Genomic DNA, 22,428 nt, shown 5'->3' on the forward strand with positions numbered 1-22,428 from the left:
AGCGTAGCCGTCGGCGGACCGGCGGGCGGGCCGGACGGAAAGCGCTCCCCGTACGGACCGCGGGCCCGCGCGGAGTCACTTCCCCGGGGGCTGGGTACTCGCGCGTCACCGGTACGGGGCGGTGGCCCGGGACCGGGCGGAAGGACGGAGCCGCCCCGCGGACGCGGTCCGTCGGAAGGAGCCCGCCATGGAGCCCGTCGTGGAGCCCGTCATGGGGCGCACGCCGCCCGAGGGCACCGTGGAGCTGCTGTTCATCGGCAACGCCACCGTGCTGATCCGCTACGGGCGGCTGACCCTGCTGACCGACCCGAACTTCCTGCACCGCGGGCAGCTCGCGCACCTCGGCTACGGGCTGGTGTCCCGGCGCCGTACCGAACCCGCGCTGAACGTGATGGACCTGCAGCACGCCGACCTGGACAGTGTGGTCCTCTCCCATCTGCACGGCGACCACTTCGACCGGGTGGCCAGGCGCGGTCTGGACCACGGCCTGCCGATCCTGACCACGCCGCACGCCGCGCGTCCGCTGAAGGGCCTGTACGGATTCCGGCACGCCACGGGCCTGCGCACTTGGCAGAGCCACACCCTGCGGCACGGGGACTCCGTTGTCCGCGTCACCTCCCTGCCCGGCCGGCACGCACCCGGTCCGGCGCGTGCGCGCTGCCGCCGGTGATGGGCAGCGTGCTGGAGTTCGGCGACCGGGCCGGCGAGGTGCGGCGGGTCCTCTACGTCTCCGGCGACACCCTGATGTACGACGGCCTGGCGGAGATCGCCGCACGGTACCCCGACATCCACCTCGCCGTCCTGCACCTGGGCGGCACGACCCTGCCGGGCGGTCTCGTCGTCACCATGGACGCGGCGCAGGGCGCCGATCTGCTCGACCTGCTGCGCCCGCGGCGGGCGATGCCGGTGCACTACGACGACTACACGGTGTTCCGCTCCCCGGTGGGGGACTTCCTGGCCGAGGCGCGGCGCCGGGGGCACGGGGCCCGGCTGCTGCGGTGCGCGCCCGGGGAGCGGGTGACGGTCGGCGCGGAAACGGTGGAAGCCGTTCGCTGACGGTGGTTCAGGCCGCCAGCACGGTGGTTCAGGCCGCCAGCAGACCGGTCAGCACCCGGTCGGGGGTCAGCGGGAGTTCGCGCAGCCGGACGCCGGTGGCGTGGTGGACGGCGTTGCCGATGGCGGCGGCGGTGCCGACGATGCCGATCTCGCCGATGCCCTTGCTGCCCATGGGGTTGAGGTGGGGGTCGTCCTCGTCGATCCAGTCGGCCTCGATGTCGGGGACGTCGGCGTGCGCCGGCACGTGGTAGGCGGCGAGGTCGGCCTCGGTGAAGTCACCGAACGCGGGGTCCAGGGTGCTGCCCTCGGTCAGGGCCATGCCGAGGCCCATGGTCATGCCGCCGGTGAACTGGGAGCGCGCGGTGCGGGCGTTGAGGATGTGCCCGGCGGCGAAGATCCCGAGCAGCCGCCGTACCCGGGTCTCGCCGGTCACGGTGTCGACGGTGACCTCGGCGAAGTGGGCGCCGAACGCGTGCCGGGCGTAGGGGCTGTCGGCGTCGGCGAGGCCGCGGGTGTTGTCGTGTGCGTCGAGGCCGCCGTCGGGCAGCGGGCCGGTGTGCACGGCGAGCCGGCCGGACAGTTCGGCGCAGGCCCGGTGTACGGCCCAGCCCCAGGAGGCGGTACCCGCGGAGCCGCCGGCGACCGGGGCCGGGGGCAGGTCGCTGCGGCCGATCTCGGTGCGCACCCGGTCCACGGGCACGCCGAGGGCGTCGGCGGCGATCTGCGCGAGGACGGTACGGGCGCCGGTGCCGATGTCGGCCGCGTTGACCCGGACGGTGAACGTGCCATCGGGCAGGGCGTGCGCGGACGCGGCGGACGGCCAGGCGTAGACGGGGTAGGTGGCCGCGGCCACGCCGGTGCCGACGAGCAGCGGGCCCTCGGTGCGGGAGCGGGGGCGCGGGTCGCGGTCCGCCCAGCCGAAGCGGCGGGCGCCCTCGCGCAGGCACGCCACGAGGTGCCGGCTGCTGAACGGCTTGCCGCTCCCGGGTTCGTGCTCCGGATCGTTGCGGACGCGCAGTTCGACCGGGTCCATGCCGAGCGCGTCGGCGAGTTCGTCGACGGCGGACTCCAGGGCGTACATGCCCGGTGTCTCGCCGGGCGCGCGCATCCAGGACGGGCTGGGCACGTCCAGCGCGACCACGCGGTGGGTGCTGAGCAGGTGCGGCGCCGCGTACATGACGCGGGAGGGCACGGCCGCCTGTTCCACGAACTCCTTGACCCGGGAGGTCTGGGTGGTGACCTCGTGCAGCAGCGCGGTGAGCGTGCCGTCGGGGCGGGCGCCGAGCCGCAGCCGGTGCAGGGTGGGGGCGCGGTGGCCGACGGAGGTGGGCATGAGGCGGCGCGGCCAGGCCAGGGTGACGGGCCGGCCGGTGTGCCGGGCGGCCAGCGCGGCGAGGACGGTGTCGGGGCGCGGGGTGCCCTTGGAGCCGAATCCGCCGCCGACGTGTTCGCCGACGACCAGGACGTGGTCCCGGGGCAGCTCGAACAGTCCGGCGAGCACGGCCCGGACGCTCGTGCCGCCCTGGGTGGAGGTGTACAGGGTGAGCCGGTCGCCGTCCCAGTGGGCGGTGGTGGTGTGCGGTTCCATCGGGTGGTTGTGCAGGGGCGGGACGTGGTAGGCGACGTCGACGCGGACGTCGGAGGCGGCGTACGCGCCCTCGGGATCGCCGTGTTCGACGCGGCCCGGGTAGCCGCCGTTGGCGGTCTCGGGTTCGTAGGCGTCGGGGTGTTCGGGGGTGAGACGCAGGTCGGCGGGTTCGGTGGCGTAGGTGACCCGGACGGCGTGGGCGGCGGCGCGGGCGGCTTCCAGGGTGTCGGCGACGGCGAGGGCGACGCACCAGCCGCGGTGCGGCACGTCCGGGTTCTGCAGGACGGCGAGGGTGGCGTCCTCCGGTTCGGCGAGGCGCGGGGCGTCGGCGTGGGTGAGGACGGCGAGGACGCCGGGCAGGGCGAGGGCCTCGGTGGCGTCCACGGCGGTGACCCGGCCGCGTGCCACGGCGGCGGGCACGGGCCAGGCGTGGGCGCGGCCGGGGAGGGCGTACTCGGCGGCGTAGCGGGCGGTGCCGGCGACCTTCTGCCGCCCTTCGCGGCGCTCCACCGGGGCGCCGAGGGCGGCCCCGGCGCCGTCCTGGGCGGTGCCGGTGCGGCGGCCCGCGGCGTCCGGGGTCGTGCCGGTGCGGTCCGTGGGGTCCTGCATGGGGGTCCTCCTCGGGCGTGGCGTGGTCAGACCGTCGCCGGCGCCGGGGCCAGGCGGTTCAGGACGTCCAGGGCGAGGTTGCGGGCGAGGGGCACCTTGTAGGCGTTGTCCCGCAGGGGTTCGGCGTGGGCGAGTTCGAGGGCGACGGCCCCCTCGAAGGCGGGCGGGGTGGCGGCCGCGCCGAGCAGCGCCTGCTCGGCGTGGCGGGCCCGCCAGGGCCGGTGGGCGAGGCCGCCGAAGGCGATCCCGGCGTGGTCGACGACGCCGTCCTGGACGCCTAGGACGACGGCCACGGACGCGAGGGCGAAGGCGTACGACGCCCGGTCGCGGGCCTTGCGGTAGGCGGACGGCAGCCCGGCGCGGGCGGCCGGGAGCAGCACGCCGGTGATGATCTCGCCGGGGCGGATCTCGGTGTCCCGCTCCGGATGGTCGCCGGGCAGCCGGTGGAAGTCGGCCACCGGGACGCTCCGGGCGCCCTCGTTGCCGTAGAGCTCGACGTCGGCGCCGAGGGCGGCGAGGGCCACGGCCATGTCGGACGGGTGGGTGGCGATGCACTGCGGGGAGTGGCCGAGGACGGCGTGGTCGCGGTGGACGCCGTCGCGGGCGCCGCAGCCGCTGCCCGGTTCGCGTTTGTTGCAGGGCTTGTCCAGGTCCTGGAAGTAGGGGCAGCGGGTGCGCTGGAGCAGGTTGCCGCCGGTGGTGGCCGCGTTGCGCAGCTGTCCGGAGGCGCCCGCGAGGAGGGCCTGGGACAGCACGGGGTACCGGTCGCGGACGAGGGGGTGGGCGGCGAGGTCGCTGTTGCGGACGGTGGCGCCGACGCGCAGGGAGCCGTCGGCCGTCTCCTCGACGGTGTCCAGCGGGAGGCGGCCGACGTCGATGAGGACGGCGGGCTGTTCGACGCCGAGTTTCATCAGGTCGACCAGGTTGGTGCCGCCCGCGAGGTAGCGGGCGCCGGGGTGGGCGGTGAAGGCCTCGGTGGCCTCCTCGACGGTGGTGGGCCTGAGGTAGTCGAACGCTTTCACCGGATCACGTCCTCGACTGCGTCGACGATGCGCGGGTAGGCGCCGCAGCGGCACAGGTTGCCGCTCAGCCGTTCGCGGATCTCGGGCCGGTCCAGCGGCATGGGCCCGCCGGAGGGGGTGGCCGGGTCGGTGATCTGCGAGGGGTGTCCGGCGCGGGCCTCGGCGAGCATGCCGACGGCGGAGCAGATCTGGCCGGGGGTGCAGTAGCCGCACTGGAGGGCGTCGCGGTCGAGGAACGCCTGCTGGAGGGCGTGCGGCTCCTCGCCGTCGCCGCTGAGCCCCTCGACGGTGGTGATCTCCGTGCCGTCGAGGGTGACGGCGAGGAGCAGGCAGCTGTCGACGCGGCGGCCGTCGACCAGGACGGTGCAGGCTCCGCACTGGCCGTGGTCGCAGCCCTTCTTGGAGCCGGTGAGGTCGAGGTCGTCGCGCAGTACGTCGAGCAGGACGCGCCGGTGGTCGAGGAGCAGGGTGTGCGGTTTCCCGTTCACCCGCAGGGTGACCTCGGACTGCCGGCCGGAGGCGTTGCCGCGGGTCCCGGTCTCGTTTTCGCTGGTCATGGCGGGGACGACCTTCCGCAGGGGCCGTGGGGGCCGTGGTGCCGTGCAGACCGCGTATCCAGGCGGCGACGGCTCACACGTCCCCTGCGGAACAGGTGGGTCGGGGAGGGGCGAGGAGTCAGGGATAGCGGACGAGGTCGGCCACGTTGCTCGCCGTGTTCGAGGGCCCTCCGGTGCCGTTGACGACGTGGCTGATGGTGCCGGTGCCGCCGAGGGACACGGTCACCATGCTGGTGAAGCGCACGCCGGGCGTGTCGGGCGCCTCGATGGCCCGGTCGGCGACGACGCCGGGGTTCGAGCTGAAGTAGCAGTAGCTGCCGAGGCCGTACGCCTGGTGGGAGGTGACGGAGTCGGCGACCTTGTAGGCGGCGTAGCCGCGGGTGGAGCCGTGGCTCCAGGCGGACTGGTTCGGCGGGTCGTACGGCATCTCGTTCTGGAAGAAGTAGGTGCGGCCGCCGTCGCCGTTCCACTGCACCTGGTACTTCTGGAAATGCTCCACGAACAGCCCGTACATGGTGACGCCGGCGCCGTTGACGACGAGCCCGGTGTCGGCGGTGTTGCTGGTCCAGCCGACGCCGCTGCCGTGGTCGGCGCGCCAGATCCACATGTGGTCGCCGATGACGTCGTCGCTGTTGACGACGAGGCCGGTGGCCGCCTTGCCGACGCCGGCGCCGCCGACGCGGAAGTACACGTCGTGCAGGGAGGTCGGGTCGGCCGCGTGGGAGGCGCCGGAGCCGGCCGGCCCGACCTCGACGAGGGTCTTCGAGCTGGTCGTGCCGGCGTCGAAGAGGAGCCCGGCGATCTTGACGCCGTCCACGTCGGCGACGGTCATCGCGGTGACGCCGCCGTCCGGCACGAAGGTGGCGAGCCCGAGACCGAGGACGACGGTGTCGGGGCGGGTCACCCTCAGGGTCTGGTCGAGGTGGTAGACGCCGGGGGTGACGAGGAGGTTCTTGCCGTCGGCGAGGGCGGCGTTGATGTCGGCGGCGGTGGCGCCGGGCTTGACGACGTAGAACGCGCTCAGCGGGAGCGAGGTGCCGGCCGGGTGGCCGTCCGCCCAGCTGGTGGCCGCCGAGTCGGTGCGCACGGCCGGCACGAACACCTGGTAGGCGCCGGAGCCGTCGACGTACAGGAACGGCTTCTCCCGGCTGACCGGGCTCGTGGCGACCGTGGTGTACGGCGGCTTGGGGAAGCTGGTGGCGGGGACGCCCTGGCTGCCGACGAAGACCATGTTCCAGTTGGAGCCGGTCCAGCCGCCGAGCCGGGAGTTGCGGGTCAGCCACTGCTGCTGGCTGCCGGAGTTCACCGTGCCGTCGATCCTGCTGTCGGCGAGGTAGCCGCCGGAGGACCAGCCGCCGTCGTCCAGGGCGAGGTCGCCGCGCAGGTGCATCCGCCGGTACGGCGCGGCCTGCGAGACCGCCCAGCGGTCGGCGCCCCCGGTGGGGTCGACGGACAGGTTCTCGGCACCGCGCCAGAAGTTCTGGGTGGCGTTGCCCTGGAACCAGTCGGCCTCGGCGTGGACTGCGCCGTCGATGCTGACGGCGTCGGGGGTCAGGCCGAGACCCAGGACCTGGGTGTAGAAGCCGACGTTGACGTCCGCGTCGTAGGCGCCGGGCTTGAACAGGACGGCGTAGCGCTGGGAGCCGAACTGGTTGGTCTCCTGCTGCTTGAAGATCGCGTCGAGCTTGCCCTGGATCGCGGAGGCGGACATGGAGGGGTCGAAGACGACGACGTTCGGGCCGAGGTCGGGGTCGTTCACGGACCGGTCCACGGGGACCACCTGGAAGCGCTGGGAGTCTGTGCCATTGCACGTGTACTGCTGCAACTGGACGCTGTTCGCGGTCGAGGCCCCGGGGTCGTCCAGGCACTTGCCGCTGTTGCGGTTGACGAAGTGGTAGGCGCCGCCGCCGTCGTCGACGGGCCGCCACTGCTGGTTGGCCCCGCCGCCGTACCCCCACAGGTGCACAGGCGCGCTGTCGGCGGTGGAGACGTCGGCGACGTCCACGACCTGACCGGTGTCGTTATGGGCGTTGATGCGGACGTATCCGTCGCCGGCGTCGGTGAGGCTCCACTGCTGGGCGCCGGTGCCATTGCACGTGTACTGCTGGACGACGGTGCCGTTGGCGGTGCCGGCCGAGCGGGCGTCCAGGCACTTGCCGCTCGCGGCGTTCAGCAGCGTGGCGAAGCCGGTGGGCAGCGCGGCCGCCGCCCGGGTGGCGGCGGCGGGAGGGGAAGCGGCGGCGGCGTGGGCGGGGGCGCCGGTGAGCAGGGCCGCGGCGGTCAGGGCGACCACGGCGGCGGCCGTGGCCGGTCTGCGGTGGGGGGTGTGGGGCAGCACGGGGGGCCTTTCGCGCGGGGATGGGGAGAAAGGGCGGGGCAGCACGCACAGCTTCAATTGAGACGGCTTTATTTAAGGCGTGAAGCTAAAGGTCTGCACCAACGACGTCAAGAGGTCGTACGTCAACTGCCCCGATGCGCCCCCCGCGTCGGGCCTCAGCCGACCGGCACCCCGGCGTCCGGCACCCCGGCGTCCGGCTCGTCCGGCTCCTGGCGCTTCGCGAACTGGGTGCGGTGCAGTTCGGCGTAGCGCCCGCCGGCCGCGAGGAGTTCGTCGTGGGTGCCGCGCTCCACGATCCGGCCGGCCTCGACGACGAGGATCTGGTCGGCGGCCCGGACGGTGGAGAGCCGGTGGGCGATCACCACGGCGGTGCGGCCCGCGAGAGCCTCGGTGAGGGCCTCCTGGACGGCCGCCTCGGAGGTGTTGTCGAGGTGCGCGGTGGCCTCGTCGAGGATGACCACGCGCTGGCGGGCCAGCAGCAGCCGGGCGATGGTCATCCGCTGGCGTTCGCCGCCGGACAGCCGGTAGCCGCGTTCGCCCACGACCGTGTCCAGGCCGTCGGGCAGGGAGCGTACGACCTCGTCGAGACGGGCCCGGCCGAGCGCGTCCCACAACTCCCCGTCGGTGGCGTCGGGGCAGGCCAGGAGCAGGTTGGCGCGGACGGAGTCGTGGAAGAGGTGGCCGTCCTGCGTGACCATGCCGAGGGTGGCGCGCAGCGAGGCCGCGCTCAGGTCGCGGACGTCGACCCCGCCGACGCGGACGGCGCCGCCGTCGACGTCGTAGAGGCGCGGGAGCAGGCTCGCGATGGTGGACTTGCCGGCACCGGACGAGCCGACCAGGGCGACCGTCTGCCCGGGTTCGGCGCGGAAGGTGATGCCGTGCAGCACCTCGGCGCCGCCGCGCGTGTCCAGGGCGGCGACCTCCTCCAGGGAGGCGAGGGAGACCTGGTCGGCGGCCGGGTAGGCGAACCGGACGTCGTCGAACTCGACGGCGACCGGCCCCTCGGGCACCTCGACGGCGTCCGGCTTCTCCTCGATGAGCGGCTTCAGGTCGAGCACTTCGAAGACCCGCTCGAAGCTGACCAGCGCGCTCATCACCTCCACGCGGGCGCCGGCGAGCGCGGTCAGCGGCGCGTACAGCCGGGTCAGCAGCAGGGCGAGGGAGACGATCGCGCCCGCCTGCAGGGTGCCCCGGATCGCGAACCAGCCGCCGAGGCCGTAGACGAGGGCCAGGGCGAGCGCGGAGACGAGGGTGAGCGCGGTGATGAACACCGACTGCGCGGTCGCCGTACGCACGCCGATGTCACGCACCATGCGGGCGCGGGCGGCGAACTCCACCGACTCCTCGTCCGGCCGCCCGAACAGCTTCACCAGCGTGGCGCCGGGGGCGGAGAAGCGCTCGGTCATGCGGGTGCCCATGGCCGCGTTCAGCGCGGCGGCCTCCCGCTGCATCCGGGCCATCCGGCTGCCCATGCGGCGGGCGGGCAGCACGAACACCGGCAGCAGGACCAGGGCGAGCAGGGTGATCTGCCAGGACAGGGTGAGCATGACGGCGAGGGTGAGCAGCAGGGTCACCAGGTTGGTGACCACGCCGGACAGCGTGTTGGCGAACGCCCGCTGGGCGCCGATCACGTCGTTGTTGAGACGGCTGACGAGCGCTCCCGTACGGGTACGTGTGAAGAACGCGACCGGCATGCGCTGCACATGATCGAACACAGCCGTTCTGAGGTCGAGGATGAGTCCCTCCCCGAGCGTCGCCGACAGCCGCCGCCCGAGGATGCCGAGCGCCGCCTCGGCGAGCGCGACGACCGCGATCAGCAGGGCGAGCCGGACGACCCGGCCGGAGTCGTGGCCCGCCACGATCGTGTCGACGACGCGGCCGGCCAGCACGGGGGTGGCCACGGCGAGCAGTGCGGTGAGCACCCCGAGCAGCACGAAACGGGCGATGCCCGCGCGGTGCGGGCGGGCGAAGGCGGCGATGCGGCGTAGCGTCGCGCGGGCGAAGGGGCGGCGTTCCGCCTGCGCGGTCATCACGCTGTGCAGCTGCGTCCAGGCGGTGGTCTCCATGCTCATGGGGAGACGGTAGGACGCGGGACGCCGTCCGGGTCAAGCTTCGCAGGGGTTTCACCTGGGCCGAGGGTGCTGTCCGACCCTGGGGGCGCCGGTGCGGGTGGGGGGCCGCTGAGGCAGAGTGATCCTCCCAGCCGAGGCGGCCCGGTGTGCCCGGCCGCCGCCCGAGGAAGGAGTCAGCCGTCGTGCCGGTGCGTACCGAACGCGGGGACCATGTCACCACCGTCATCCTGTCGCGGCCCGAGGCCCGCAACGCGGTCGACGGCCCGACGGCCGCCGAACTGGCCGCCGCCTTCCGGGAGTTCGAGGCCGACGACGACGCCCGGGTGGCCGTGCTGTGGGGCGAGGGCGGCACGTTCTGCGCGGGCGCGGACCTGAAGGCGATCGGCACCGGGCGGGGCAACCGGGTGGCCGCGGAGGGCGACGGGCCGATGGGGCCGACCCGGATGCGGCTGTCCAAGCCGGTGATCGCCGCCGTGGCCGGGCACGCGGTCGCGGGCGGCCTGGAGCTGGCCCTGTGGTGCGATCTGCGGGTCGCCGAGGAGGACGCGGTGTTCGGGGTGTTCTGCCGCCGCTGGGGGGTGCCGCTCATCGACGGCGGCACGGTACGGCTGCCCCGGCTCATCGGCACCAGCCGGGCCATGGACATGATCCTGACGGGGCGTCCCGTGCCGGCGCGTGAGGCGTACGACATCGGTCTGGCCAACCGGCTCGTGCCCCCGGGCCGTTCCCGGCAGGAGGCGGAGGAACTCGCGGCGTCGCTGGCCCGCTTCCCGCAGGCCTGCCTGCGCAGCGACCGGGCCTCCGTGCTGGACCAGGAGGGCCTGGACGAGGAGACGGCCGTACGGCGTGAACTGGCCCACGGTGAGGCGGTGTTGGCGGAGAGCCTCAAGGGGGCGGCGAGGTTCGCCGCGGGCGCGGGACGGCACGGGTCCACGGCGGACTTCTGACCGGCGCCGACCGCACGGACCGGGTGCGAACGACCCTGCCGGATGAGGCAGGATGAGCGTCCGCGCCGATCACCGCAGTCCGGGTGACCGGCGCGAACGCTTCCCGAACCCCGGACAGGTGACCCACGTGACGAGACTTCGCTTCCGGCCCCGAGTTGCGGCCTCGCGCCCGGGAGGTGCCCGGTGAACCGCGCACCGACCCTGGACGACTTCGTCCTCGCCGGAATCGCCCTGGCGGCGGGCCTGTTGCTGGCGTTCGTCGCCCGCGCGGTGCTGCGCTGGCTCGCCGGTCACGCCGAGCGGACGCGGTGGAGCGGCGACGACGTCATCGTGGACGCCCTGCGCACGGTCGTGCCGTGGGCGTCGGTGGCGGGCGGAGCGGCCTCCGCCGCCGCGGTGCTGCCGCTGACCCGGACCGTGCAGCACCAGGTGAACCAGACCCTCCAGGTGCTGCTCATCCTCGTGGTGACCCTGTCCGCGGCCCGGGTGGTCTCCGGCCTGGTCCGCACGGTCACCATGTCCCGTTCGGGTGTGGCGGGTTCGGCCACCATCTTCGTCAACATCACCCGCGTGCTGGTCCTCGCGATCGGCTTCCTGGTGATGCTCCAGACGCTCGGCATCTCCATAGCGCCACTGCTCACCGCCCTGGGTGTCGGCGGTCTGGCCGTCGCGCTGGCACTGCAGGACACCCTGGCGAACCTCTTCGCGGGCGTGCACATCCTCGCCTCCAAGACCGTGCAGCCGGGCGACTACATCCGGCTCAGCAGCGGCGAGGAGGGCTACGTGGTCGACATCAACTGGCGCCAGACGACGGTACGGCAGCTGTCCAACAACCTGGTCGTCATCCCCAACGGGCAACTGGCGAAGACCAACATGACCAACTACTCCCGCCCCGAGCAGCAGCTGACGATCGTGGTGCAGGCGGGCGTGGGCTACGACTCCGACCTGGAGCACGTGGAGCGCGTGACCGCGGAGGTGGTCACCGAGGTCATGACCGACATCACCGGCGCCGTCCCGGACCATGAGCCCGCCGTCCGCTTCCACACCTTCGGCGACTCCCGCATCGGGTTCTCCGTGATCCTCGGGATCGGCGAGTTCAGCGACCAGTACCGCATCAAGCACGAGTTCATCAAACGCCTCCACCGCCGCTACCACGCGGAGGGCATCACCATCCCGGCCCCGACCAGGACGGTCGCCCTCCAGCAGGGCGCGGTGCTGATACCGCAGCAGCGGAGCGGGGAGGACGCGGGGGCGGGGTACACGGGGGGCGAGTAGCGGGCGGACGGGGGCGGGGCGGCGGCGAGGCAGCCGGCGGCGGGGAGCCGGTTCCGCGTTCGACCGTATGCTCGAAGCGATATGTCCCGTTCCGCAGGTCCCCCGGACTCCCCCGGCTCCCCCTCTCCTGCCTCCCCCGGCTCCCCCGGCTCCCCCGGCTCCCCCGGCTCCCTCGACGAGCGTCTCGACGCGATCGCGCGGGAGCCGTTCCGGGCGCGGTTCCACCTGCGCGGCCGGGACCTGGCCACCGCCCGGCTGAAGGGGGCGGCGACACTGCGGTGGCACGCGTACGACCTGCTCTCCGTGCGGCTGGCCCCGGCCGAGCCGCGCAAGGACGGCAGGCAGACGCCGTACCGCGGGCACCCGGTGTTCGTCGCCCAGCACGCCACCGCGACCTGCTGCCGCGGTTGCCTGCAGCGCCGGCACGGCATCCCGAAGGGGCGCGAGCTGACCCGGGCGGAACTGGTGTACGCCGTGGACGTGATCTGCCGCTGGATCGAGCGGGAGGTCAGGGCCGCGGACGGCACGGGCCGCCCCTTAGCGAGGCCTCGTAGCGTGGCCCTTAGTGAGACCCCTTAGCGAGGCCCCTTAGCGACGCCTCGTAGCGACGCCTCGTGACCGGGGCGTCCACCCCCCGGTCAGTCGCCGAGGCCGTCGCGGACGATGCGGCGGGCCATCGCGACGCGGGCCGTGGCCAGTTCCAGGTCGATCAGGCGGTCCCGGCGGGCGTCGGCCGGGACGGACCCGGCCTGGGGCGGCCCGGCGAGCAGGCAGGCCCGGCGCAGGTGGGTCGGCGGGTGCGTCGAGTCCACGCTGTGCCCGCGTCGGGCCCCGGCCCGCCGGCGGCGCTCGTACTCGTACTCCGGAATGGACTGCGCGTACTCCCTGAGCCGGTCCCACAGCCCGTCGGCCCGGGCGTCCGCCGCGCGGGCGGTCCCTGGTCCGCCCAGGGCCGCGGCGCTCGCCTCGCGCTGCAGGGCCACCCGGAGCGCCCGCGCGACCAGCAGCCGGTCCATCAGCCCCACCGCGGCCTCGGTGGAGCCGACGCGCGCGGCCATGCGGTCGGCGAGGTACTCGGCTCGCTGCGCGGCCCGCAGGGGCAGCGGGTCCAGGGCCATCAGGACGCCCTCGACGAGCAGCCGGGGCACCAGGTAGAGCAGCTTGGCGATCATCTCGTACGCGTTGGGGCGGCGGATCGGCGCGAGGGTGTAGCGCCAGGCTTCGAGCGTCTCGAACGCCGTGCCCAGCAGGTCGCCGCGCCGGGTGTCGCCGTTGGCGTAGTGGCCGAGTTCGTGGCCGAGCAGGGCGATCCGCTGCCGCGGGGAGAGGGTCTCCCAGAGGGGCAGGCCGAGGGTGAGCAGGCGCCGCCCGCGCACGCCGAAGGCGGAGACGCCCGCGTTGACTTTGTGGTCCACGGCGATCGCGTCCACCCCGCGGGTGCCGACGGTCCGGGCGATCTCGTCGACGAGGGCGAACAGCTCCGGCGCCTCGTCCCGGAACAGCGGATGCCGCCCGGTCAGCCGCCGGAACCGCGGTCTGAGCACCGCGGCCATGGCCAGCAGGAAGATCCCCAGGAGCGTGTCGAAGCGGTTCCGGACGGGCACGAGACACCACAGGCCGCCCACGGCCAGGGCGACGGTGACGGCGTGGACGACGAGGGCGAGCACGAGGGCCAGCACGGCCGGGGCGTCCCGGTGCGCCCGCGCGTCCGGTGCGTCGATCATCCGCGTGAGCAGTTTCTCGCCGTGCCGGCGCGCCGCGGCCCCGCGCAGCCGCTCCACCCGCCCCCGCACCGGTTCCGGCTCCCGGGGTCCACGTTCCAGTCGCAGCCGGCGCACCAGGCGGTGAACCGGCTGTCGACGCGGATCTGCGCGCCGCACTCCGGGCACGGCTGAATCGTCTCTTCGGCGATGGCAGGCATGACGGCCCCGCCCTCTCCCTCCCCTGCGGCCCCTCCCCCGGGGCCGTACCGGCCATGAACCGAAAGAGCTGATCACGAGGGTGGGAGCGGGTAAAGCGGCCGGTCCCCGGCAGGGCGCAAAGTGATCCAACCGCAACCGGCCCGAAACCGCCGGGGCGGCGGTCCGGCGCGGACCCCTGTCGATGCAGCGCCGCTCACGAGATATCTTGATGTCGAGCAATGTTGCAGACGTGGAGCGGAGCACCCGGTGACTGACTCGACCATCATCTACACACACACTGACGAGGCCCCGGCCCTGGCGACGTATTCGTTCCTGCCGGTGGTCCGGGCGTACGCCTCGCAGGCGGGTGTCGCCGTCGAGACCCGCGACATCTCGCTGGCGGGCCGGATCATCGCCGTGTTCCCGGAGTACCTCGCCGAGGACCAGCGCATCCCGGACGCCCTCGCGGAGCTCGGCGAGCTGGCCAGGACGCCGGCCGCGAACATCATCAAGCTGCCGAACATCTCGGCGTCCATCCCGCAGCTGAAGGCGGCCGTCGCCGAGCTGCAGGGCCAGGGCTACGCGCTCCCGGACTACCCGGACGACCCGAAGACCGACGAGGAGCGGGAGATCCGCGCCCGCTACGACAAGGTCAAGGGCTCCGCCGTCAACCCGGTGCTGCGCGAGGGCAACTCCGACCGCCGCGCGCCCGCCTCGGTGAAGAACTACGCCAAGACGCACCCGCACCGCATGGGCGCCTGGACCGGCGAGTCGAAGACGAACGTGGCGACCATGGGCGCCGACGACTTCCGCTCCACCGAGAAGTCCGCGGTGATCGCCGAGGACGGCGCGCTGCGGATCGAGCTGGTTGGCGACGACGGCACCACGACCGTGCTGCGCGAGTCCGTGCCGGTGAAGAAGGACGAGGTCGTCGACGCCTCCGTGCTGCGTGTCGGCGCGCTGCGCGAGTTCCTCACCGCGCAGATCGCCCGCGCCAAGGCGGACGGCGTGCTGTTCTCCGTCCACCTGAAGGCGACGATGATGAAGGTCTCCGACCCGATCATCTTCGGTCACGTGGTGCGCGCCTTCTTCCCGAAGACCTTCGCGAAGTACGCCGAGACGTTCGCCTCGGCCGGCCTGACCCCGAACGACGGTCTGGGCGGTATCTACAAGGGCCTTGAGGCCCTGCCGAACGGCGACGAGATCAAGGCGTCCTTCGACGCCGAGCTCGCCGAGGGACCGGCGCTGGCCATGGTCGACTCCGACAAGGGCATCACCAACCTGCACGTGCCGTCCGACGTCATCGTCGACGCGTCCATGCCGGCGATGATCCGCACCTCCGGTCACATGTGGGGCGCGGACGGCCAGGAGCACGACACCCTCGCCGTCATCCCGGACTCCTCCTACGCGGGCGTCTACCAGGCCGTCATCGACGACTGCCGTGCCCACGGCGCGTTCGACCCCGCCACCATGGGCTCGGTGCCGAACGTCGGCCTGATGGCGCAGAAGGCCGAGGAGTACGGCAGCCACGACAAGACGTTCGAGATCCCCACCACGGGTACGGTCCGCCTGGTCGACGCCGGCGGCAACGCCGTCATCGAGCAGGCCGCGTCCGCCGGTGACATCTTCCGCGCCTGCCAGACCAAGGACGCCCCGGTCCGCGACTGGGTCAAGCTGGCCGTCACCCGCGCCCGCGCCACCGGCGACCCGGCCGTGTTCTGGCTGGACGAGGGCCGCGCCCACGACGCCAGCCTGATCGCCAAGGTCGAGCAGTACCTGCCGGAGCACGACACCGAGGGCCTGGACATCCGCGTCCTGTCCCCGGTGGAGGCGACCAAGCTGTCCGTGGAGCGCATCCGCCGCGGCGAGAACACCATCTCCGTCACCGGCAACGTGCTGCGCGACTACCTGACCGACCTGTTCCCGATCCTGGAGCTGGGCACCAGCGCCAAGATGCTGTCGGTCGTCCCGCTGATGGCGGGCGGCGGCCTCTTCGAGACCGGCGCCGGCGGCTCCGCGCCGAAGCACGTGCAGCAGCTGGTCAAGGAGAACTACCTGCGCTGGGACTCCCTCGGCGAGTTCTTCGCCCTGGTGCCCTCGCTGGAGCAGTACGCGGAGGCCACCGGCAACACCCGCGCCCAGGTCCTCGCCGACGCCCTCGACCGCGCCACGGCGACCTTCCTCGACGAGGACAAGTCCCCGACCCGTCGCGTCGGCGGCATCGACAACCGCGGCAGCCACTTCTACCTGTCCCTGTACTGGGCGCAGGAGCTGGCGCGGCAGACCGACGACGCGGAGCTGGCCAAGGCCTTCGCCCCGCTCGCCGAGACGCTGGCCGCCGCCGAGGCGACGATCGTCGAGGAGCTGAACGCCGTCCAGGGCAAGCCGGCCGAGATCGGCGGCTACTACCAGCCCGACCCGGCGAAGGCCGCCGCGGTCATGCGCCCGTCGGCCACGTGGAACGAGGCGCTGGCCTCCTTGAGCTGACGCCCCCGGGCCCCCGGGCCCGTCGTCTCCCTCCTCCGCCCCGGTCCGGCTCGCCCGCCGACCGGGGCGGAGGCGTGTCCGGGGCCAGGGTGGTTCTGGGTCCACCCCGGTAGGGGTGCTGGACCGCTGGTGGGCCCAACGGGCCGTTCATAGCGTTGTGTTCATGAGGAATGACACGAACGAAGAACGAGAAGGTGCCACCCGGCGGACGGCGCTGCGCGGGCTGGGACTCGCGGTGGGGGGCGTGGCGCTGGCCACCGGGCTCGGCACCTCGCCGACCGCGGCGGCCGCGCGTCGCGGGCCCGTCACGTACGTGCTCGTGCACGGCACCCACAGCGCCGGCGCGTTCTGGATGCCGATCGCACGGGAACTGGCGCTGCGCGGCCACCGCGCCGTCATGGTGGACCAGCCGCGGCACGGCGCGGAGGCTTTCGTGGCGGAGTCGTACCAGCGGCAGGACCTCGCGGCGATGGCGGTCGAGCCCTCCCCGCTGAAGGGCCTCGGGCTGGACGACTACGAGGCGCGCGTCACGGGCATCGTGCGGCAGGCCGCACGGAACGGCCCGGTGGTGCTGGTCGGGCACAGCCTGGGCGGCGTGTCGGTCAGCCGTGTCGGCGACGCCGTGCCGCACCTGCTTCACCACATCTGCTACATGGCGGCCTTCTGTCCCAGCCGGGTCCTGCCCACGGCGGACGCCTGCACCGCGGCACCCGAGAACGCGAACGCCGTCAGCCCCGTGGAGCTGACGGTGGGTGACCCGGACCGGCTCGGGGTGTTGCGGCTGAACTTCCGTACGGGTGTCAGCGGTGAGCTGGCCCTCCTGAAGGAGATGATCTGCGCGGACTACCCCGACGCCGACTTCCGCAGGATCCTGGCCGGCATGCAGACCGACGAGCCCGTCGCCGCCTACGCGGGCCGAGCGGTCGGCCGGCCCGGCACCTGGGGACGCGTTCCCCGCACGTACCTGCGTTTCGGCAGGGACCGTACGATCGCCACCGCGCTCCAGGACCGGATGATCGCGGAGGCCGACGCGTCCACACCCGGCAACCGCTTCCGCGTGCACGACTTCCCCAAGGCGTCACACCTCGGCCCGCTGGATCCCACCCCGGTCGCGGACGTCCTGGACAGGCTCGCGGGGCAGGGGGGCTAGGTTCTGGCGGCCGGATGTCAGTGGCGTATGGCACCTTGATCCACGTCAGCACACCGCCGATCGTCCAGGAGCCGCCCGTGTCCTCGTTCGCCCTTCTTCCCGGTGCCCCCGACTCGCCGGTCCTGCTGCACGTCCCGCATGCGGCGCGGGCGATACCGGACGGTGTGCGCGAGGGCATCGTGCTGGACGACGCGGCGCTGGAGCGGGAGCTGGACCACATCACCGACGCGTACACGGACCGGATCGCCGAGGCGGCGGCCGGGCTGGCGGGCCGCGCGCCCTGGCGGTTCGTGAACCGGCTGTCCCGGCTGGTCGTGGACCCGGAGCGATTCCCCGACGAGCGCGAGGAGATGCTCGCCGTCGGCATGGGCGCGGTGTACACGCGGACGACGCACCGGGGCGAACTGCGGGCCGCCGGCACCGCCCCAGAGCCGCTCGTCGAGCGGTACTTCCGGCCGTACGCCCGTGCCATGAGCGAGGCCGTCGCCGAGCGGCTGGCCGCCGCCGGGCGGGCCGTGATCGTCGACGTGCACTCCTACCCGGCCGAGGCGCTGCCCTACGAGCTGCACGGTGCCGGCCCGCGCCCGCCGGTGTGCCTGGGCACCGACCCGTTCCACACCCCACCGGACCTGCTGGCGGCGGCGCGGGAGGCGTTCTCGGTGTGCGGCAGGACAGGGCTGGACAGCCCGTTCAGCGGAACGTATGTGCCGCTGGAGTTCTACGGGCGGGACGCCCGGGTGAGCGCGCTGATGGTGGAGATCCGCCGCGACCTGTACATGACCGAGCCCGGCGGACCGGCGGGACCCGGCGTCGGCGTGCTCGCCGCCGCGCTGGCCGCGCTCGTCGACTTCCTTTAGGGCCTGTATTGAGTTCCCCGTCGTCGCCCGGAGGGCGGCCTCGCGGCGTCTGGTGCGGTGCATCGCCGTGCGCCCGTTTCACCCTCGTACTGGGCGTACTCGGGTGAAGCGGGCGTGCAGCGAGGTGCCGTGCCCGGCGTCGCGAGGCAGACGGGGAACTCAATACAGGCCCTAGCTCTCGTCGTGCGGCCCGGGCCCACCCGGCGGGTCCGACCTCCGGCTGGAGCACTCCGGCAGGACAGGGCGCGGAGCGCGTACGAGGGTGAGGGCATGACCGAGGAGACCAGTACGCTCACCGGCCAGGCCCCACCGCCCGTGCGGGACTGGCCCTCGCTCGACCTGGACGGGACGGACTTCGACCCGGTTCTCGCCGCCCTGATGCGCGAGGGCCCGCTGACCCGGATCCGGCTGCCGTTCGGCGAGGGGTGGGCCTGGCTGGCCACCCGCTACGAGGACGTCAAGCTGGTCACCAACGACCCGCGGTTCGGCCGGAACGAGGTGACGCGCCGTCAGGTGACCCGGATGGCACCGAACTTCGCGCCCCGGCCGGGCTCGCTCGCCTGGGCGGACCAGCCCGACCACAACCGGCTGCGCAAGGCCGTCGCCGGGGCCTTCACGGTGGGCGCGATGAAGCGGCTGCGGCCCCGCGCGCAGCAGATCCTGGACGACCTGATGGACGGGGTCGTACGGGACGGGCCGCCGGCCGATCTCGTGGAGCGGGTGCTGGAGCCGTTCCCGGTCACCGTCGTCAGCGAGGTGATGGGCGTGCCGGCGGACCAGCGGGACCAGGTGCACGCCTGGACGCGGCAGATCATCTCCACCTCGGGCGGCGCCGAGGCCGCCGACCGGGCCAAGCAGGGCCTGTACGGCTGGATCACCGAGACCGTCCGGGCCCGCGCGGCCGGCACCGGCGAGGACGTGTACTCGCTGCTGGGGGCGGCGGTGGCGCGCGGTGACATCGGTGAGGAGGAGGCCGTCGGGCTGGCCGGGCCGCTGCAGATCGGGGGCGAGGCCGTCACACACAACTGCGGCCAGATGCTGTATCTGATGCTCAGCCGGCCCGGGCTGATGGAGCGCGTGCGGTCCCGGCCCGGTGAGCGGGGTCCGGTTCTGGACGAGTTGCTGCGGTGGATTCCGCACCGCAGTTCGGTGGGGCTGGCCCGGATCGCGCTGGAGGACGTGGAGCTGGGCGGGCATCGGATCGCGGCGGGTGAGGCGGTGTACGTGTCGTATCTCGCCGCGAACCGTGATCCGGAGGTCTTTCCCGAACCGGAGCGTATCTGTCCCGAGCGGGATCCTCATCCGCATGTCTCGTTCGGGAACGGGCCGCATTACTGCACGGGGGCGCCGCTGGCTCGGCTGCAGATCGATTTGCTGGTCGACACGGTGGTGGAGCGGTTGCCGGGGGTGCGGTTGGCGGTGCCGGTGGAGGGGGTGGAGTGGCGGCGGAAGACGATGATTCGGGGGCCTCGGGTGTTGCCGGTGGTGTGGTGAGGTCCCCCCTTTTTTCGCCCCCGCCGCCCCTTCCCGTCCCGTCCTTCGGGGGCAAGCCCCCGGACCCCCTTTTGCAGCAGTTCCCCGCGCCCCCCTGTCGGGACGGCTGCGATATGTGACATAGTACTGGCGTGGCTAAGCGGCTGAGCTGTGATGTCGTGGTTGTCGGTGCGGGGATGGTGGGGGCTGCGTGTGCGCTGTACGCCGGGCGGGCCGGGCTTGATGTGACGGTGGTGGACCGCGGGGCGGTGGCCGGGGGGACCACCGGGGCCGGGGAGGGCAATCTGCTCGTGTCCGACAAGGGGCCCGGGCCCGAGCTGGAACTGGCCCTGCTGTCGGGCCGGTTGTGGGCCGAGCTGGCCGAGGAGCTGGGGGCGGCGGTCGAGTACGAGGCCAAGGGAGGGCTCGTCGTCGCCTCGACGCCGGACGCGCTCGCCGCGCTGCACGGCTTCGCCGAGGGGCAGCGGGCGGCCGGTGTCGTCGCCGAGACCGTGCCGACGGATCAACTCGCCGAACTGGAGCCGCACTTGGCCCCCGGCCTGGCTGGCGGCGTCCGGTATCCGCAGGACGCCCAGGTGATGCCCGCGCTGGCCGCCGCCCATCTGCTCCACGTGTCCGGCGCCCGGCTGTGCACGGGCCGCGCCGTGACGGGAGTGCTGCGCGCGGCGGGCGGCGCGGTGCTCGGCGTCCGCACCGACCGGGGCGACATCCACGCGCCCGCGGTGGTGAACGCCGCCGGGACCTGGGGCGGTGACGTCGCCGCGCTGGCCGGGGTCCGCCTGCCCGTCCGTCCCCGACGCGGCTTCGTCCTGGTGACCGAGCCACTCCCCCGGATGATCCGGCACAAGGTGTACGGCGCCGACTACGTGGCCGACGTGGCCAGCGACTCGGCCGCGCTGCGGACCTCACCCGTCGTCGAGGGCACGGCGGCCGGGCCGGTGCTCATCGGCGCCAGCCGGGAACGCGTCGGCTTCGACCGCTCACTGTCCCTGCCGGCCGTGCGGGCGCTGGCGGCCGGCGCCATCGGGCTGTTCCCCTTCCTGGAGCGAGTCCGCGCCCTGCGGACGTACGCGGGCTTCCGCCCGTACCTGCCGGACCACCTGCCGGCGATCGGCCCCGACCCGCGACTGCCCGGCCTGTTCCACGCCTGCGGGCACGAGGGGGCGGGCATCGGACTCGCCACCGGCACCGGCCGGTCGATCGCGCGCGCACTGACCGGGAAGCCGGCGGATCTGGACCTCACGCCGTTCCGTCCGGACCGGTTCGAGGCGGAGGAGGGAAACGGCGAGTGAATCCCCTGGAGTTGGCCGACGCGCGGCCCGGTCCCGCGTTCACCGTGACGTTCGACGGCCGGGCTGTGGACGCCCTGCCCGGACAGACCGTCGCCGCCGCGCTGTGGACCGCCGGCGTGACCGCCTGGCGGAGCACACGCGGGTCGGGCCGCCCGCGCGGTGTCTTCTGCGGGATCGGGGTGTGCTTCGACTGCCTGGTGACCGTCAACGGGGTGCCGAACCAGCGCGCCTGCCTGGTCCCGGTGCGGCCGGGCGATGTGATCCGCGCACAGGAGGGAACCGGGGGAACCAATGACTGATCCGACGATGACCGGACAGCCGCGTCTCGCCGTCGTCGGCGCGGGCCCGGCCGGGCTGGCCGGCGCCCTCGCGGCGGCCGCGAGAGGCGTGCACGTGACGCTCATCGACGCGGCCGACCAGGCGGGCGGCCAGTTCTTCCGGCAGCCGGCCACCGCGCTGCGCGCCCGCCGCCCGCAGGCCCTGCACCACCAGTGGCGCGCCTGGCAACGGCTCCGGGACGGGCTGGAGCGGCACGTCACGGAGGGGCGTACAGAGCACCTGGCGGGCCATCATGTGTGGTGTGCAGAGCGGGGCTCCGCTGGTTCCCTGATGGTCCACGCTCTGCGCGGTGCCGCCCAGGACGAGGGAGTGGCCGTACGCGCCGACGCCGTGCTCCTCGCCACCGGCGGCTACGAGCAGGTGCTGCCCTTCCCGGGTTGGACACTCCCCGGTGTCGTCACGGCGGGCGGAGCGCAGGCCATGCTGAAGGGCGGGCTGGTGCTGCCTGGCCGTACCGTCGTGGTCGCCGGAACGGGGCCGCTGCTGCTGCCCGTGGCCACCGGGCTCGCCGCGGCCGGCGCGCGGGTCGCCGCGCTGGTCGAGTCCGCCGACCCGCGGGAACTGCTGCGGCGGGCACCGGTGTTGGCGTCTCAGCCCGGGAAGCTCGCCGAAGGCGCCTGGTACGCGGGGCTGTTGCTGCGGCACCGCGTGCGCACGCTGGCCCGGCACACCGTGGTCGAGGCGCACGGCACCGACCGCCTGGAGGGGGTCACCGTGGCCGCGCTCGACCGGGGCGGGCGGGTACGGCCGGGCACCGCACGCCGTATCGACTGCGACACCCTCGCCGTCGGGCACGGCATGCTGCCCCACACCGACCTCGCCGAGACCCTGGGCTGCACACTCGCGGGGATGGCCGTCCGGGTCGACGGCGAGCAGCGCACCGACGTGCCGGGCGTCTGGGCCGCCGGGGAGAGCACCGGGATCGGCGGGGCGGCCCTGGCGCTCGCCGAGGGGCACATCGCCGGACGCTCGATCGCGGCCCGCCTGCACGGCACCGAACCCGACCCGCGCGGATGGGCGCCGGCCGCCCGGACCCGCGCCCGGCTGCGGACGTTCTTCGCGGCGGCCGACTCGGTGTACGCCCCGCCGGCCGGCTGGGCGGACCGGGTCGGCGACGACACGGTGGTGTGCCGCTGCGAGGAGGTCACCGCGGGCGAGATCCGGGGCGCCGTCGGCTCGCTCGGCGCCGGGGACCTGCGCACGGTGAAGCTGCTGACGCGGGCCGGGATGGGCTGGTGCCAGGGCCGGGTCTGCGCACCCGCGGTGGCCGGCCTCACCGGATGCCCGCTCAATCCGGGCCGACGCCCGTTCGCCCGGCCGGTGCCGTTGGGCGTCCTGGCGGCGCTACCGGTGGACCACGGGGAGAAGGACTGACGACCCTCCCGGGGCGGTTCGCCCGAAGAGACAGCCGCTCGCACCACCCGGATCCGGTTCCGGCACAGTA

Annotated in this window: 16 protein-coding genes and 1 pseudogene; 11 read left to right on the plus strand and 6 right to left on the minus strand. The window is 73.8% G+C overall.

The annotated features are described in order from the left end of the window. Nucleotides 1–211 precede the first annotated feature (211 nt). Nucleotides 212–1,056, plus strand: a pseudogene (locus DBP14_RS02755) (MBL fold metallo-hydrolase). 28 nt (nucleotides 1,057–1,084) lie between these two features. Here DBP14_RS02755 and DBP14_RS02760 read toward each other — a convergent pair. The 5 genes from DBP14_RS02760 to DBP14_RS02780 all read right to left on the minus strand — a co-directional run bounded on the left by DBP14_RS02760 (nucleotide 1,085) and on the right by DBP14_RS02780 (nucleotide 9,236). Continuing rightward, the gene (locus DBP14_RS02760; protein WP_129305454.1) at nucleotides 1,085–3,253 is read right to left on the minus strand and encodes a xanthine dehydrogenase family protein molybdopterin-binding subunit; all 2,169 of its coding nucleotides are present in this window, start codon (nucleotides 3,251–3,253) and stop codon (nucleotides 1,085–1,087) included. Nucleotides 3,254–3,279: 26 nt separating this feature from the next. Beyond that, nucleotides 3,280–4,275: a xanthine dehydrogenase family protein subunit M gene (locus DBP14_RS02765; protein ID WP_129305455.1), complete on the minus strand. Its 996-nt coding sequence runs from the start codon at nucleotides 4,273–4,275 to the stop codon at nucleotides 3,280–3,282. Continuing rightward, nucleotides 4,272–4,832, minus strand: a complete 561-nt coding sequence (locus tag DBP14_RS02770) for a 2Fe-2S iron-sulfur cluster-binding protein (RefSeq protein ID WP_129305456.1) — start codon at nucleotides 4,830–4,832, stop codon at nucleotides 4,272–4,274. The genes DBP14_RS02765 and DBP14_RS02770 overlap by 4 nt, the downstream gene beginning before the upstream one ends. 118 nt (nucleotides 4,833–4,950) lie before the next feature. After that, complete coding sequence (locus DBP14_RS02775) at nucleotides 4,951–7,101, minus strand: RICIN domain-containing protein (protein WP_241741155.1); 2,151 nt, start codon at nucleotides 7,099–7,101, stop codon at nucleotides 4,951–4,953. 224 nt (nucleotides 7,102–7,325) lie between these two features. After that, nucleotides 7,326–9,236: an ABC transporter ATP-binding protein gene (locus DBP14_RS02780; RefSeq protein ID WP_206739416.1), complete on the minus strand. Its 1,911-nt coding sequence runs from the start codon at nucleotides 9,234–9,236 to the stop codon at nucleotides 7,326–7,328. Nucleotides 9,237–9,424: 188 nt separating this feature from the next. Between DBP14_RS02780 and DBP14_RS02785 the strand changes: the two genes are divergently transcribed. The 3 genes from DBP14_RS02785 (at nucleotide 9,425) to DBP14_RS02795 (ending at nucleotide 12,043) form a co-directional block, all read left to right on the plus strand. Further along, nucleotides 9,425–10,189: a crotonase/enoyl-CoA hydratase family protein gene (locus DBP14_RS02785; RefSeq protein WP_129305458.1), complete on the plus strand. Its 765-nt coding sequence runs from the start codon at nucleotides 9,425–9,427 to the stop codon at nucleotides 10,187–10,189. A 183-nt stretch (nucleotides 10,190–10,372) separates the two neighbouring features. After that, on the plus strand, nucleotides 10,373–11,464 hold the full coding sequence (locus tag DBP14_RS02790; protein WP_129305459.1) for a mechanosensitive ion channel family protein: 1,092 nt from the start codon (nucleotides 10,373–10,375) through the stop codon (nucleotides 11,462–11,464). An 81-nt stretch (nucleotides 11,465–11,545) separates the two neighbouring features. Then, nucleotides 11,546–12,043: a DUF4186 domain-containing protein gene (locus DBP14_RS02795; RefSeq protein WP_129305460.1), complete on the plus strand. Its 498-nt coding sequence runs from the start codon at nucleotides 11,546–11,548 to the stop codon at nucleotides 12,041–12,043. Nucleotides 12,044–12,102: 59 nt separating this feature from the next. Here the strand turns inward: DBP14_RS02795 and DBP14_RS02800 are convergent, their stop codons facing one another. Next, nucleotides 12,103–13,257 carry a M48 family metallopeptidase gene (locus DBP14_RS02800; RefSeq protein ID WP_241740779.1) on the minus strand — a complete coding sequence of 385 codons (1,155 nt, stop codon included), beginning with the start codon at nucleotides 13,255–13,257 and terminating at the stop codon, nucleotides 12,103–12,105. Nucleotides 13,258–13,632: 375 nt separating this feature from the next. On the opposite strand from DBP14_RS02800, the gene DBP14_RS02805 reads away from it, so the two are divergent. The 7 genes from DBP14_RS02805 (at nucleotide 13,633) to DBP14_RS02835 (ending at nucleotide 22,358) form a co-directional block, all read left to right on the plus strand. Further along, nucleotides 13,633–15,852 (plus strand): NADP-dependent isocitrate dehydrogenase, encoded by a 2,220-nt coding sequence (locus DBP14_RS02805; RefSeq protein WP_129305461.1) that lies wholly within the window; start codon nucleotides 13,633–13,635, stop codon nucleotides 15,850–15,852. Between the two features lie 157 nt (nucleotides 15,853–16,009). Next, nucleotides 16,010–17,002 (plus strand): alpha/beta hydrolase, encoded by a 993-nt coding sequence (locus DBP14_RS02810; protein WP_129305462.1) that lies wholly within the window; start codon nucleotides 16,010–16,012, stop codon nucleotides 17,000–17,002. 77 nt (nucleotides 17,003–17,079) lie between these two features. Beyond that, nucleotides 17,080–17,859, plus strand: a complete 780-nt coding sequence (locus DBP14_RS02815) for an N-formylglutamate amidohydrolase (protein ID WP_241740780.1) — start codon at nucleotides 17,080–17,082, stop codon at nucleotides 17,857–17,859. Nucleotides 17,860–18,129: 270 nt separating this feature from the next. Further along, a complete protein-coding gene (locus tag DBP14_RS02820) occupies nucleotides 18,130–19,353 on the plus strand; it encodes a cytochrome P450 (protein ID WP_129305464.1) in 1,224 nt (407 codons plus the stop codon). A 131-nt stretch (nucleotides 19,354–19,484) separates the two neighbouring features. Further along, a complete protein-coding gene (locus tag DBP14_RS02825) occupies nucleotides 19,485–20,645 on the plus strand; it encodes an FAD-binding oxidoreductase (protein WP_129305465.1) in 1,161 nt (386 codons plus the stop codon). Continuing rightward, the gene (locus DBP14_RS02830; protein ID WP_129305466.1) at nucleotides 20,642–20,944 is read left to right on the plus strand and encodes a (2Fe-2S)-binding protein; all 303 of its coding nucleotides are present in this window, start codon (nucleotides 20,642–20,644) and stop codon (nucleotides 20,942–20,944) included. Before DBP14_RS02825 ends, DBP14_RS02830 begins: the two co-directional genes overlap by 4 nt. Nucleotides 20,945–20,951: 7 nt before the next feature. Next, nucleotides 20,952–22,358 (plus strand): NAD(P)/FAD-dependent oxidoreductase, encoded by a 1,407-nt coding sequence (locus tag DBP14_RS02835; RefSeq protein ID WP_129311642.1) that lies wholly within the window; start codon nucleotides 20,952–20,954, stop codon nucleotides 22,356–22,358. The last annotated feature ends 70 nt before the right edge of the window (nucleotides 22,359–22,428 follow it).

The sequence above is a fragment of the Streptomyces sp. L2 genome (assembly GCF_004124325.1).
In the GTDB taxonomy this organism is placed as follows: Bacteria; Actinomycetota; Actinomycetes; order Streptomycetales; family Streptomycetaceae; genus Streptomyces.

Excerpts from the sequence above, each read along its gene's own strand:
- DBP14_RS02760 (WP_129305454.1), bottom strand. The coding sequence starts at position 3,253 with ATGCAGGACCCCACGGACCGCACCGGCACGACCCCGGACGCCGCGGGC.
- DBP14_RS02770 (WP_129305456.1), bottom strand. The coding sequence starts at position 4,832 with ATGACCAGCGAAAACGAGACCGGGACCCGCGGCAACGCCTCCGGCCGG.
- DBP14_RS02780 (WP_206739416.1), bottom strand. The coding sequence starts at position 9,236 with ATGGAGACCACCGCCTGGACGCAGCTGCACAGCGTGATGACCGCGCAG.
- DBP14_RS02795 (WP_129305460.1), top strand. The coding sequence starts at position 11,546 with ATGTCCCGTTCCGCAGGTCCCCCGGACTCCCCCGGCTCCCCCTCTCCT.
- DBP14_RS02820 (WP_129305464.1), top strand. The coding sequence starts at position 18,130 with ATGACCGAGGAGACCAGTACGCTCACCGGCCAGGCCCCACCGCCCGTG.
- DBP14_RS02835 (WP_129311642.1), top strand. The coding sequence starts at position 20,952 with ATGACCGGACAGCCGCGTCTCGCCGTCGTCGGCGCGGGCCCGGCCGGG.